The organism is Prauserella endophytica (assembly GCF_005146945.1).
GTDB classification, from domain to species: domain Bacteria; phylum Actinomycetota; class Actinomycetes; order Mycobacteriales; family Pseudonocardiaceae; genus Prauserella_A; species Prauserella_A endophytica.
Map to the genome: position 1 here is coordinate 119,752 of NZ_SWMS01000018.1, position 12,629 is coordinate 132,380.

Annotated in this window: 14 protein-coding genes and 1 pseudogene; 8 read left to right on the forward strand and 7 right to left on the reverse strand. The window is 72.5% G+C overall.

Features of this window, described 5'->3' with window-relative positions; genetic code table 11:
• Positions 1-3 precede the first annotated feature (3 nt).
• Genes FCN18_RS27540 through FCN18_RS27555 form a run of 4 tightly spaced genes read left to right on the forward strand, consistent with a single transcriptional unit; the run spans position 4 to position 2,536 of the window.
• Positions 4-375, forward strand: a complete 372-nt coding sequence (locus FCN18_RS27540; RefSeq protein WP_228714155.1) for an ArsR/SmtB family transcription factor — start codon at positions 4-6, stop codon at positions 373-375.
• Complete coding sequence (locus FCN18_RS27545) at positions 372-869, forward strand: SRPBCC family protein (protein WP_112272287.1); 498 nt, start codon at positions 372-374, stop codon at positions 867-869. The genes FCN18_RS27540 and FCN18_RS27545 overlap by 4 nt, the downstream gene beginning before the upstream one ends.
• Positions 870-878: 9 nt before the next feature.
• The gene (locus FCN18_RS27550) at positions 879-1,793 is read left to right on the forward strand and encodes a cobalamin-binding protein (protein WP_137096465.1); all 915 of its coding nucleotides are present in this window, start codon (positions 879-881) and stop codon (positions 1,791-1,793) included.
• A complete protein-coding gene (locus tag FCN18_RS27555; RefSeq protein WP_137096466.1) occupies positions 1,790-2,536 on the forward strand; it encodes a GNAT family N-acetyltransferase in 747 nt (248 codons plus the stop codon). The genes FCN18_RS27550 and FCN18_RS27555 overlap by 4 nt, the downstream gene beginning before the upstream one ends.
• 13 nt (positions 2,537-2,549) lie before the next feature.
• On the opposite strand, the gene FCN18_RS27560 is transcribed toward FCN18_RS27555, so the two are convergent.
• Together FCN18_RS27560 and FCN18_RS27565 are read right to left on the reverse strand one after the other, a co-directional pair.
• The gene (locus FCN18_RS27560) at positions 2,550-3,380 is read right to left on the reverse strand and encodes an HpcH/HpaI aldolase/citrate lyase family protein (RefSeq protein ID WP_112272293.1); all 831 of its coding nucleotides are present in this window, start codon (positions 3,378-3,380) and stop codon (positions 2,550-2,552) included.
• 208 nt (positions 3,381-3,588) lie between these two features.
• Positions 3,589-5,196, reverse strand: a complete 1,608-nt coding sequence (locus FCN18_RS27565; RefSeq protein ID WP_137096467.1) for a sensor histidine kinase — start codon at positions 5,194-5,196, stop codon at positions 3,589-3,591.
• A gap of 198 nt (positions 5,197-5,394) precedes the next feature.
• On the opposite strand from FCN18_RS27565, the gene FCN18_RS27570 reads away from it, so the two are divergent.
• Complete coding sequence (locus FCN18_RS27570; RefSeq protein WP_112272297.1) at positions 5,395-6,510, forward strand: WD40/YVTN/BNR-like repeat-containing protein; 1,116 nt, start codon at positions 5,395-5,397, stop codon at positions 6,508-6,510.
• On the forward strand, positions 6,507-6,803 hold the full coding sequence (locus FCN18_RS27575; RefSeq protein WP_112272298.1) for a MoaD/ThiS family protein: 297 nt from the start codon (positions 6,507-6,509) through the stop codon (positions 6,801-6,803). The genes FCN18_RS27570 and FCN18_RS27575 overlap by 4 nt, the downstream gene beginning before the upstream one ends.
• A gap of 6 nt (positions 6,804-6,809) precedes the next feature.
• Here the strand turns inward: FCN18_RS27575 and FCN18_RS27580 are convergent, their stop codons facing one another.
• Complete coding sequence (locus tag FCN18_RS27580) at positions 6,810-8,081, reverse strand: cytochrome P450 (protein ID WP_199542505.1); 1,272 nt, start codon at positions 8,079-8,081, stop codon at positions 6,810-6,812.
• A gap of 92 nt (positions 8,082-8,173) precedes the next feature.
• Here FCN18_RS27580 and FCN18_RS27585 point away from each other — a divergent pair.
• A pseudogene (locus FCN18_RS27585) lies at positions 8,174-9,192 on the forward strand (LLM class flavin-dependent oxidoreductase).
• Here the strand turns inward: FCN18_RS27585 and FCN18_RS27590 are convergent.
• The 3 genes from FCN18_RS27590 to FCN18_RS27600 all read right to left on the reverse strand — a co-directional run bounded on the left by FCN18_RS27590 (position 9,189) and on the right by FCN18_RS27600 (position 11,203).
• Positions 9,189-9,581, reverse strand: coding sequence for an SCO5389 family protein (locus tag FCN18_RS27590; RefSeq protein ID WP_112272304.1), 393 nt, complete (start codon positions 9,579-9,581; stop codon positions 9,189-9,191). The pseudogene FCN18_RS27585 and the gene FCN18_RS27590 overlap by 4 nt on opposite strands.
• A 170-nt stretch (positions 9,582-9,751) precedes the next feature.
• On the reverse strand, positions 9,752-10,162 hold the full coding sequence (locus FCN18_RS27595; RefSeq protein ID WP_137096468.1) for a DUF2000 domain-containing protein: 411 nt from the start codon (positions 10,160-10,162) through the stop codon (positions 9,752-9,754).
• Between the two features lie 123 nt (positions 10,163-10,285).
• A complete protein-coding gene (locus tag FCN18_RS27600; RefSeq protein WP_112272308.1) occupies positions 10,286-11,203 on the reverse strand; it encodes a coiled-coil domain-containing protein in 918 nt (305 codons plus the stop codon).
• A 219-nt stretch (positions 11,204-11,422) separates the two neighbouring features.
• On the opposite strand from FCN18_RS27600, the gene FCN18_RS27605 reads away from it, so the two are divergent.
• Entirely contained in the window at positions 11,423-11,881 is a 459-nt protein-coding gene (locus FCN18_RS27605; protein ID WP_137096469.1) for a hypothetical protein, read from the forward strand.
• On the opposite strand, the gene FCN18_RS27610 is transcribed toward FCN18_RS27605, so the two are convergent.
• Positions 11,842-12,516, reverse strand: a complete 675-nt coding sequence (locus FCN18_RS27610) for a CBS domain-containing protein (protein ID WP_137096470.1) — start codon at positions 12,514-12,516, stop codon at positions 11,842-11,844. The two genes, FCN18_RS27605 and FCN18_RS27610, sit on opposite strands and share 40 nt — an antisense overlap.
• Between the last annotated feature and the right edge of the window lie 113 nt (positions 12,517-12,629).

Sequence of the window (12,629 nt, forward strand, 5' to 3'; positions counted from 1 at the left end):
CCCGTGGAGGTGGCAGGCGCGATCGCGGACCCGGTGCGCCGGGAGATCCTGCTGATGCTGCGCGACGGCGACCTGACGGTCGGCGAGATCGTGGCGCGGTTCGACATCAGCCGTCCGGCAATCAGCCGCCACCTGCGCGTGCTCAGGGACAGCGGCCTGGTGCACGCCGAGACCACGGGCAGGCAGCGGCGCTACACGCTCGACGTGGCACCGCTGACCGAGCTCGCCGAGTGGCTCACCCAGTTCGACAACGGCAGCCGCTGGCAACGGCGCTTCGACGCGCTCGAGACCGAGGTCCACCGCACCCGGCGAGAACGGCGGCAACGACGGGAGCGTCCGTACACGGCCGAACTGTCCAAGGAGGACACCGCATGAGCCCGACACCCACCGGCAGGCTCCTTCGCACCGACGAGGGTTACGAACTGGTCCTCACGCGCACGTTCCGCGCGCCCATCGACGACGTGTGGGCCAGCGTCACCGAATCCGACCGCACGGCACGCTGGTTCGGACCGTGGCGGGGCGACGCGGCGCCGGGCAACGCAATCCAGGTGCAGCTGTCCGCCGAGGACGGCGCGCCGTGGAGCGACGTGCGCATCGACGCCTGCGAGCCGCCCCGCCACCTGACCGTCACGCTGACCGACGAGTCCGGCGGCTGGCGGCTGGAGCTGCGGCTCACCGAGCACGAGGGCATCACGACGCTGCGGTTCACCCAGCAGCTCGACTCCGTCGACGGCGTCGGCGACATCGGCCCCGGCTGGGAGTTCTACCTCGATCGGCTCGTCGCCGCCCGCGACGGCTCAGCGCTGCCGGACTTCGACGACTACCACCCCGCGCAGAAGGCCTACTACGAGTCCGGGCCCGGACTCTAGCCTGGAGCCATGCGGATCGTGTCGCTGCTGCCCGCCGCCACCGACATCGTCGCCGAGCTGGGCAGGCTGGAGGACCTCGTCGGGCGCACGCACGAATGCGACTGGCCCGCCGAGGTGGCGTCGGTGCCGGTGGTCACCGGCGACGAGATCGGCGCCGACCTCGGCAGCAGGGAGATCTCCGCCGCGGTCGGCGGTGCCCACCAGGGCTCCGCACTGTACACAGTGGACATCGAGCTGCTCGGCAGGCTCGCGCCGGACGTGGTGCTGACCCAGGACCTGTGTGACGTCTGCGCCGTCTCCTACGCACAGGTCTCGGCCGCCGTGCGGGTGCTGGAGTCCGGGCCGCGCGTGTTCAGCCTGGAGCCGCGCACGCTGCCCGAGGTGCTGGACTCGCTGCGCGTCGTGGGCGAGGCGCTGGGCTGTGCCGACGTCGCCGAGCGGCGGATCGCGGCGCTGAGGGAACGGCTCACCGCGGTGCGGGCGCGCGTCTCCGGGCGGCCCCGGCCGAGGGTGGTGGCGATCGAGTGGCTGGACCCGCTGTGGCCCGCGGGCCACTGGGTGCCCGAGCAGATCGAGGCGGCGGGCGGCACGGCGCTGCTGGCCCGGCCCGGCGAGCACACGAAGCCGATGTCGTGGCGGACGGTGCTCGACGCGCGGCCGGACGTGCTGCTGTTGCTGCCATGCGGGTTCGCGCCCGAACGCACCCTCGCCGAGCTGGACCTGCTCACCGGGCAGCCGGGCTGGGCGGACCTGCCCGCAGTGCGAACCGGCGCGGTGTGGGTGCTCGACGGGCCTGCCCACTTCAACCGCCCCGGCCCGCGCGTGGTGCGCGGCGCCGAGGTGCTCGCCCACGTGCTGCACGGCGTCGAGCCACCGGAACCGGTCACCACGGCGGAGGCCAGGAAGATCGGGAGCGCACGGTGACCGCGATCCGAGAGCTGCAGGAACGGGCGGCCCGCGCGCTGCCCGCCGAGCAGGTCGAACGTGCAGGCGAGTGGTGGCTGCGCCACACCCCGGGGGCGTCGTGGTGGGCGGGCTCGGTGCTGCCTCACGGCCATCCCGGGGCGGACGACCTCGCGCGCCGGATCGCCCGGGCCGAGCGGTTCTACGGCGAACGCGGTGTCACCACGCGGTTCCAGATCGGCCCCGGCGCATGCCCCGACGGGCTCGACGCGGTGCTGGCCGAGCGCGGTTACCGCCGCGCGAGCCCGATGTCGCTGCGGACCGCGCCGGTCGCGCGTGTGCTGGACGGCGCCGACGGCCCGCTCCGCGTGCACATCGAGAACACCCCGACGCCCGCCTGGTTCGCCGCCTGGCACGCCGTGCACGGCGACGGCGGTGACCCGCGCCCCGACTGGGACCTGCTCGCCCGGCTGCGGCAGCCGAGCGCCTACGCCGCCGTGACCGACGGCGCCGAGGTGATCGCCGTCGGGCGCGCGACCGCCGACACCGGCTGGGCCGGGCTGTTCGGCATGGCCACGCTGCCCGAGGCCCGGGGCAAGGGCGCGGCCCGCGCGGTGCTCGCGGGCCTGGCCCGCTGGGCGGCCTGCCAGGGAGCGAGCGACCTGTACCTCCAGGTGGAGCGGGACAACGGCGCCGCCGTGCGGCTCTACGAGCGCGCCGGCTTCACCGAAGCCTGCGCCTACCACTACCGCGTCGCGAGCTGAGCGGGCAGGCCGCTCACGCGGCACCGGCGCCGGACAGCCCGGCCCTGCTCAGCAGCCGCTCCGCCCGCAGCACCACCGGCCGGTCGACCATCGTGCCCTCGTGCACCCCGACCGAGCCCTGCTCGGCGACGGCCAGCACCTCGCGGGCCCAGCGCAGCTCCTCCTCGGAGGGTGCGAGCGCGGCGTGCACCGGCGCCAGCTGCCGAGGGTGTACGCACAGCTTGCCGGTGAAGCCCAGCTCGACGGCGTGCTCGGTGTCGGCGACCAGCCTCGCCTCGTCGTCGAGCTTGGCGGTGACGCCGTCCAGCGGCGGCGCGCAGCCCGCACCGGCCGCCGCCAGCACGAGCGTGGAGCGTGCGGTGGCGAGCGCGACGTGTGAGTCGGGGTCGACGCCGAGCTGCGCGGCGAGATCGATGCTGCCGAACGCGGGCCGCACCGCGGCGGGCGCGGCGCAGATCTCGCGGGCCCGCAGCACCCCGTCGGCGGTCTCGATGAGCGGCACCACACCGGTGCCCGAGCCGAGCACCGCCGCGGCGGCGGTGACGTCGCGCGCGTGCTCGGCCTTCGGCAGCATCACCACGGTCGCGAGCCCCGCGAGCGCGGCGAGGTCGGCGTCGTGGAACTCGGTGTCGGCGCCGTTGACGCGAACGACCGCCGTGTTGCCCTCGGCAAGCCAGGCACGGACGTGCTCACGCGCGGTGTCCTTGTCGTCCGCGCCCACGGCGTCCTCGAGGTCGAGCACCACACCGTCGGCGCCTGCTGCCGCCGCCTTCGCGAACCGGTCCGGCCGGTGCCCCGGCACGAACAGCAGAGTGCGCGCGGACGCGACGTCGTTCAACCGCATCGAGCATGTCCCTTCACGTGTCACCGATAGCCAGCGCGGTGAACGCTACGCGATGTCGGTGACCCCGGAATCGCTGTCCACCGCGCTCACGGAGGCTGGACGCTGGTCGTCCGGACGCGCACCGATCGATCGTTGTTCCCCGTCCGCCCGGACCCTCCGGTCGCGGGGAACCCACCACCGCCGGGAGGGCCCGGCGAAGACCGGAAACTCAGCGCAGCGGCGCGGTCCAGGTGAAGCGGGTGCCGCCGCCGTCCCGCGCGGCGAGCACCAGGTCGCCGCCCCGCGCGCGGGCGCGGGCGCGCAGGTCGGCGATGTCGGCGGAGGCGTCGGCGCTTCCGGCGCCGTCGTCGGCGACCTCCACCACCACGTCCTCGCCGACCCGCACGTCGACGGTGATCCAGTTCGCCGAGCCGCCGCGCAGCGCGTTGGCGAGCCCCACGCGCAGCGCGGCCTCGACCTGGCTGCTCAGCTCAGGCGGCACGAGCGTGTCCACCGCACCGCCGAGCCGGATCGAGGGCGAGACGCGTGTGTCCTGGGTGAGGTCCGCCGCGATGTCGAGCAGCCTGCGGCGGAGACTCGCCGCATCCTCCCGCTCGCCGGAGGAGTGCAGGTCGAAGATCGACGTGCGGATCTCGCGCACGGTCCTGTCGAGCTGCTCCAGGGCCGAGGTGATCCGCTCCCGCGAATGCGCGTCGGCGACCCTGCGCAGCGTGCCCTGCAGCGTCATGCCGGTGGCGAACAGCCGCTGGATCACGTGGTCGTGCAGGTCGCGGGCGATGCGGTCCCGGTCGGCGAGCAGGGCGAGCCTGCGCTCGTCCTGCTGCTTGTCCGCGAACTCCAGCGCGACGGTGGCCTGCGCCGCGAACGACGACAGCACGGGCACCAGGTCGGAGCCGAACCGTGGGGCGCCCTTCGCCCGCGCGGCGAGCAGCACGCCGCCGGAGCCGCCCGCCTTGCGCAGCGCCGTGACCACGACGGGTCCGAACGTAGTGCCGAGCAACGTGGGTTCGGCCCGGGGCACCGCGCCGAGGTCGGCGACGAGCTTCGGCTCACCGGTGCGCAGCACGTCGCCCACCACGGGGTCGGCACCGGACACGGTGCCGCCGGCGAGCGCGTCGGCCCGCTCCCCCGCGGCGGCCACGACCGAGAGCGGGCCGCCTTCCCGGCCCAGCAGGATCAGCGTCAACGCGGCGCCGGAGACCTCGCCGGCGAGCTCGGCGATGAGCCGCAGCGTCTCGTCGGTGGTCGCATCGACGAGAATGGTCGCGTTGATCGTCCCGGTCGCCTCGAACCACCGCTCGCGCATACGCGAGTACTCGAAGAGCCGCGCGTTCTCCACGGCGACACCTGCCGCCGCGGCCAGCGAGCGGAGCACGATCTCGTCGTCGGCGGTGAACTCTCCGCCGCCCTGCTTGTCAGCGAGGTAGAGGTTGCCGAAGACCTCGTCGCGCACGCGGACCGGCACGCCGAGCACTCCCGGCCCGCCCGGCAACTCACCCAGCCGAGCCCTGGTGGCGGCGTCGACGCCCTCGTGCACGAACGTCCGGTGGTCACCGAGCACGGCCAGCGCGCCGGACCTGGCTCCGACCAGCCCCACCGCGACCTGCACGATCCGCCGCAGCGTTGAGTCCAGTTCGAGCCCGGCGCCCACGGCGAGCACGGACTCCAGCAACGCCTGCAACCGGTCGCCGGTCTCGCGCATCTCGGCGAGCCGGTGCTGGACGCCGGCGAGCAGGTCGTCGAGCCGCAATGCGGCCAGCGTGTCGGACACGGACCTGGGCCGGTGGGCGTCCGACTGCTCGGGTCTGGCAGACATCCTCGTCAGAAGCTCCCGCTCGGCACACGTGCTCCCGGGGTTGGCGGGAACAGGGGCGATCCCGTCAACGTAGCGATCGCGCCGTGGCCGGACAACACTTCCATCCGGACCAGTGCCACCATTCTCCGAACCGTACTTGTTTTTCACAAGCCCTGCCGCTAACGTGCGACCCGTCGCGAGTGGAACCGGAGGGGCGAGATGGCATCGGTACGGGTTCTGGTGGGCACGCGCAAGGGTGCGTTCGTGCTGACCTCGGACGGCACGCGGAAGAACTGGGACGTGCGAGGCCCGCTGTTCGGAGGCTGGGAGATCTACCACCTCAAGGGCTCGCCCGCCGACCCCGATCGCGTCTACGCGGCGCAGTCGGGCGGCTGGTTCGGCCAGGTGATCCAGCGTTCCGACGACGGCGGCACCACGTGGAACCCGGTGGGCAACCAGTTCACGTACGAGGGCGAGACCGGCACCCACCAGTGGTACGACGGCACGCAGCGCCCGTGGGAGTTCACGCGCGTCTGGCACCTGGAGCCGTCGCTGACGGACCCGGACGCCGTTTACGCCGGGGTCGAGGACGCGGCGCTGTTCCGCTCCGGCGACGGCGGGCAGACGTGGCAGGAGCTGCCCGGACTGCGCACCCACGAGTCGGGGCCGTCTTGGCAGCCGGGCGCGGGCGGCATGTGTCTGCACACGATCGTGCAGGACCCCCGCGACGCCGACCGGCTCTACGTGGCCATCTCCGCCGCGGGCGCGTTCCGCACCGACGACGCGGGCAAGACGTGGCGGCCCATCAACAAGGGCCTGCGCTCGGAGGGCATCCCCGACGACGACGCCGAGGTGGGCCACTGCGTGCACCGCCTCGCGATCCACCCGTCCCGCCCCGACGTGCTGTTCATGCAGAAGCACTGGGACGTCATGCGCAGCGACGACGGCGGCGAGCACTGGTACGACATCGGCGAGGGCCTGCCCACTGACTTCGGCTTCCCCATCGACGTCCACGCGCACGAGCCCGAGACCGTGTACGTGGTGCCGATCAAGAGCGACTCGGAACACTTCCCCCTCGACGGCAGGCTCCGCGTGTACCGCAGCCGCACCGGCGGCGGTGAGTGGGAGCCGCTGACCAAGGGGCTGCCACAGGAGAACTGCTACGTCAACGTCCTGCGCGACGCGATGGCCGTCGACCGGCTCGACGACTGCGGGATCTACTTCGGCACCACGGGCGGCCAGGTCTACGCATCGGCCGACGGCGGCGACAGCTGGGCGCCCATCGTGCGGGACCTGCCCGCCGTGCTCTCGGTGGAGGTGCAGACGCTGCCATGATCCGTGTCGTGCTGCCCACCCACCTGCGCAACCTCGCACGCGTCGAGGGCGAGGTGCGGCTGGAGATCGCGGGGCCCGCGACCGTGGGCACGGTCCTCGACGCGCTCGAGGAGCGCTACCCCATGCTGCGCGGCACGATCCGCGACCACGTCACCCACCAGCGCCGCGCGTTCGTGCGCTTCTTCGCGTGCGAGGAGGACCTCTCCCACGAGCCACAGGACACCCCGCTGCCGCCCGCCGTCACCGAGGGCGGCGAGCCGCTGCTGGTCGTCGGCGCGATGGCCGGGGGCTGAGCCCCCTCAGCGCAGCGTGACCGGCAGGTTCTCCACGCCGTAGACGATCGACACCTTGCGGAAGGTCAGCTCGTCGGGGTTCACGGCCAGCCGCATCTGCGGGAAGCGCCGCACCAGCGCGGGGTAGGCCGACCGCAGCTCCATGCGCGCGAGCTCCGCCCCGATGCAGCGGTGGGCGCCGTAGCCGAACGCCAGGTGCTTCGCGGGCACCCGGGTGCCGTCGAAGCCGCCCATGGCCTGGCCGAGCACGTCGTCGCGGTTCGCTCCGGACAGCGACACCACCACCATGTCGCCCTGCTTGATCGTCTGGCCGCCGACCTCCACGTCCTCGCGCGCGAACCGGGGGAACGCCACCTGCACCACGGTCAGGTAGCGCAGCAGCTCCTCGACGAACGGGCTCACGGACTCGTCGTCGTCGCGGACCCTGGCGAACGACCCGGGATCCTGCAGCAGCACCAGCGCGCCCAGCGAGAGCATGCTGGCCGTGGTCTCGAACCCGCCGGTCAGCACACCGTCGGCGAGCCCGGCGAGCTCCCGGTCGTCCACCTCGTCGCCGTGCTCCTTGATGATCATCCCGAGCAGCCCGTCGCCGGGGTTCTTCCGCTGCTCACGGACCACGCCGAGCAGGTACTCCAGCGACTCCGAAATGGCGCCGAGTGAGGCGCCGGCGCCGCCGAAGAGATCGAACCGCGCCACGGCGAGGTGCTGGAACGCGTCGCGTTCCTCGTAGGGCACGCCGAGCAGCTCGCAGATCACCAGCGACGGGATCGGCAGCGCGAACTCCTCCACCAGGTCCACCGGCCCGTCGGCCTTCGCCATCAGGTCGAGCCGCTCGTTGACGATCTCCTCGATGCCGGGCTTGAGCCGGGACAGCCGCCGCATCGTGAACTCCGGCGTCAGCAGGCGGCGCAGCCGGGTGTGCACGGGCGGGTCGGCGAAACCGAGGCCGCCGGGGTTCTCGTCGGCGCCCTCCGCCTTGCCGACGAGGTGCTCGAAGTCGTTGCTGAACGACTTCGCGTCGCCCAGCACCGCCTTGGCCTCCTCGTAGCCACTGACCAGCCAAAGGTTCAGGCCGAACGGCACCGGCAGCTTGGTCACCGGGGTCTGCTCCCTGGCGCGGTCGAGCTCAGGCACGGGGTCGAGCCCGTCGCGCTTGAGCGGCATCAGCGCGGCGTCGGGCAGGATCGCGAGCTTCGAGAGGTCGAGACCCTTCTTCTGTGCCCTGGCCAGGTATCTACGCGTGACCCAAGACACGATGCGTGTACGGAGATTCCCCACAAAACCGACGTTACCAACTGCTCAGCCGCCACCGCAGGCGGATCGGCCACGTCGGACGCCGTCCAATTCGGACCCTGGGTAACGTCTGCGCGGTGAGGTTCGGCATTTTCCTCCTGGCAGGCCGGTTCCCCGGGCAGGACGACGCGGGGGCCCTGCTGCGCACGGCAGAGGCGGTGCGCGCGGCCGAGGCGGCGGGCTTCGACGACGCGTGGATCGCCGAGCACCACTTCATGTCCTACGGCGTGTGCCCCTCCGCCGTGACGTTCGCCGCCCACGCGCTCGGCGGCACCAGCCGCATCACGCTCGGCACCGCCGTGAGCGTGCTCTCCACCGCACACCCGGTGGCGCTGGCCGAGCAGGTCACGCTGCTGGACCGGCTGACGGGGGCCGTTTCCACCTCGGCGTCGGCCGCGGCGGGCCATGGGTGGACCTGGAGGTCTTCGGCACCGGGCTCGACCGCTACGAGCACGGCTTCGAGGAAAGCCTGGACCTGCTGCTGCGCGCGCTCACCGAGGAGCGAGTGAGCGCGGCCGGCGAGCGGTTCGCGTTCCGGGAGGTGGCGATGGTGCCGAGGCCGGCGGCCCGCCCGCCGGTGACGGTGGCCTGCACCTCCCGGCCGACGGTGGAGTTGGCCGCGGCACGCGGGCTGCCGATGCTGCTGGGCATGCACATCGGTGACGACGAGAAGGCCGACCTCGTGACCTGGTACGAGAAGGCCGCGGCCGAAGCGGGACGGGACCCGGCCGGGGCCCGGCACGTCTCGGCGATGCTGTGTCACATCGCGGACGACCGCGCGCGAGCGGAACGGGAGCTCAAGGAGGCGATGCCGGGCTGGCTGGCCGAGGGCCTCGCCGGTTACGTCCGGGTTGACGGCCGGCCCAGTGCGCCGCGGGACCCGGACGCCTACACGGACCTGCTGTGCTCGCTGCACCCGGTGGGCAGCCCCGCCGACTGCGTCTCGCGGCTGCGCGCGAGCGCCGAACGCACCGGCATCGAGCACGTGATCCTGATGGTCGAGGGTTCCGGCTCCCGCGAGCGCACGCTGCGCACCATCGCGCGCCTCGGCGCGGAGGTGCTGCCCGCGCTGCGCGGGAGCCACCCGGCGGGTTAGCAGTCGCGCAGCTCGGGGCTCTGGTTGAGCAGCTGGCCGCGCACGGAGATGAAGTCGCGGTAGGTGTCGCTGTCCACGGCGGCGGTGCGGAACGCGGCGACCCGGTGGCAGTTCTGGAACGCGAGCTTGACACCGAAATGCCGCTCCAGCCCGCCGCGGATGGCGTCGGAGGCCAGCGCGCGCAGCAGCTGCCCGCGCTCGGCCTCGCTCGGCGGCGGCGTGGTGTTGTCGGCGAAGGGCTCCCTGCCCGTCTCGAGGTCGGCGACCACGCCCGAGACCACCTGCCACGCGTAGGGCAGCGACTCACGCACGCAGGCGACGAACTCGGCGTCGTTCACTTCGCCTCGTTCGGCGCGGTCCAGCAGCTCGGTGGGCACGTTCAGCGACATGTGTCGGCCTCCAGGCTCGTCGGCAGTCGGGTAACCAGCACCTATCAGTGCTACTGGTGATGATCATCGTTTGCAAGAGAACGGCCCCGCGACCACCGGGAAGGAGGAGCGCTCCCCAAGGCCACCTTTGTTGCGCTCAACGCACCAAAGGTGGCCTTGGGTGCGGTTGGTCACGGGTGCATGCGGGCGCCCTTGAGGATCTTGTCGACGGCGTTGCGGGGGCCGTGCACGGCCAGTCCCACCAGGTCCAGGTCCGCCCTCGGCACCGCGCGCACCGCGGCGCGGTTGTCGCGGTCGTCACCCGACGCGAACATGTCCGAGGTGAAGATCGCCAGTTCCATGCCGCGAACGAGCGCACGCGCGTGTGCGCTGGTGAGGACCTCCTTGGAACCGGCGAACACGAGGACCGGCTGGCGGAACATCGGCAGGTACGGCGTGCCGTCGGCGTCGGCGTAGGGCTCACTGATCAGCCCGGGGTCGGCCGCGGCGATGGCGCTGGAGAGGAACGCGCACACGTTGAGGCCCTGCCAGCGCGCCAGGTCGTCCCTCAGCAGCACGGCGATCTTGGTGTCGAAACGCATGCCCCGAGCATCACCGCGCCCTCCACCGCCGGTCTTGTACGTTCGGAACACGGGGCCGCCGCCCGCTGACCCCGACCGCAGTGAAGGCCACCATGCCTGCGTTCAACGCAGTGAAGGTGGCCTTCACTGCAGTTGGACCGGCTTCACCAGCGGCGCCTGGGCTCGTTGCGCCGGCAGGTCCGAGGGTGGCCTCGGCGTGGGCGACGGGGGGCGCGGCGCCGACACCGGAATGGGTGCGGCCGCCCGGAGCACCTCGTCCTCCTCGTCCAGCGGCTCGGTGAACGGAGTCGCCTCCGTCAGCACCTCACGAGCGGTCCGCAACTCGGCCGCGATCCGGCTGCGCAACTTCTCGCATTCGCGGGTCCTCGCGGTCGCGTCGGCGAGCAGCCGCTCGGCCTTCGCCCGCGCCGCCACCTCCCGTTCCTCGATGAGCCGCATGGTCTCCTCGCGCCGTTCGGCCATCGCGACGGTGAACTCACGCTCCGCCTCCTGCCGCCTGCGAGCCGCCTGCTCGTCGAGCTCACGACGCCGCCGCTCCGCCTGCTTCGTCATCGCCTCGACGTCTGCCTGCGCCTTGGCCATCAGCTCGCGGTGCTCGGTCTCCATCTGCCGGCGGCGCTCGTCCAGCTCGGCGAGCATCCGGTCGTAGCGCGACCGCAGCCGCTCGGCGGCCTCGTGCGCGGCGGCCCAGCTCTGCTCGGCGAGCCCCCGCGCGTTCTCGACGATCTCGTCGGCCTCCTCGTGCGCGAGCTCCACCATGCGCAGCAGGCGTTCCGAGAGCCCGTCCGACTCGATGGGGCTGCGGCTGGCGCGCTCGAGCCGCTCACGCAGCTCGTTGTTCTCGCGGCGGACCGCGTCCAGCTCGACGGCCAGCTTCTCGGCGGTGTCGGCCGCGGAGTCGCGATCCGCGGTCAGCAGCCGGATTTCCTCTTCCACCGCCCGCACATATCCTTCGACGCGCCCACGCTCGTAGCCGCGCCAGGCGAACTTGAACTCGGTGCGAACCGGCAACACACCACTGCGGCTCTCCGTGATCGTCATTTGCCACCTCCGCGTCTGTCACCCGTTGTCGCACACCGTGTTCCGAATCGGACTCGAAGCCTGGACGAAATTTTTCGCCTGGCGTACTAAGGAATTGTGAAGCCCGCGGGCGCCGCGGTGAAGCCTCTGTCGAGGGTTTTCCGCGCGAACCACGGACAAGCCGGGCGATCGCCGGTGCGACCGCCGTTGCGGCAGTCCCGCGAAGCCGAAGGAGCGGATGTGGACACGCTCGAGCTGACACACTCCGACTGCCTCGCGCTCGTTTGTTCCCATGGCCGCAGCCACACCGCCTTGATCGCGATCGACGGTGGGCGGCCCCAGCCACTGGCCTGCTTCGTGCGGGAGAGCGGCGACGTGCTGGTGCCCACCGGCTCCGATCCGTCGCTCACGCGCTCCGCGACGGGCAGACCCGTGACGATCTCGTTCGGTGGCGAGCATGCCCCGTGGGCGATCACGGGTGTCGGTCTCGCCCGCCCGCTGGGTCACCACGACCGCCCTCGCCTCCACCACGCGCTCGCCATGCGCTACGCGTTCGACAACGGAATCCTGGTCCGCGTGGCCCGCCTGTCCGGGCACCGGCTCACGGACACGGCGCCCGTTCCGGCGCAGCGCGACGGGACGGCGGCGCCCGCGCCGCCTCAGCGCCGGGCGAGCCCCGGTGCCCCGTCGAGGCGGTAGTCCAGCAGGTTGTGCACGTGGACCACGCCGAGCACGTGCTCGGCGAGCCGCTGCGCGAGCTCGCCCTCAGTCCTGCGTTCCACCTCGCCGGACATGGTCACCACGCCCCGGTCGACGTTCACCTCCACCGCGCCGTCGGCCACCGCCAGCGCACGGCCGAGCACCTCGTGCCGGATCTCCCGCCGGATGTCCTCGTCGTCCCTGACGAACGCCTTGAGCAGGTCTCCGCGCGTGAGGACACCCGCGAGCGTGCGGCCCTCGAGCACGTACAGCCTGCGCACCCCCGACCGGCCGAACTCGCGCGCGGCCGCGCCGAGCGAGTCCCGGACGTCCAGCGCGTACACGGGCGTGATCATCAGGTCGAACGCCCGCGTCGCCCACGACTTCTGCCACCGCTGCCGGGCTCGCCTGAGCACGAGCGAGGGCGGCTTGCCGTCCCCCTCGCCGAGCTGCTCGTGCTTCAGCACCAGGTCGCTCTCGGAGACCACGCCGAGGAGCACCCCCTCCTCGCTCACCACGGGAACGGCACCGATGTCATGGCTGACCAGCAGCTCCACGAGCGTCGTGAAGTCGGCATCCGGACCGACCGCGATGACCTCGCGGGTCATCACAGCACCCACCGTGGTCTGGTACATGGCCGACTCCTCACTGGCCCTTGGGGGCCCTGGTCGACTCCACCGTCTTGGGTTTGCCCGTGCCGCGCTAGGGCCTTCCGGCCTTGCCTCCCCCAGCGATTTCCACTACCACC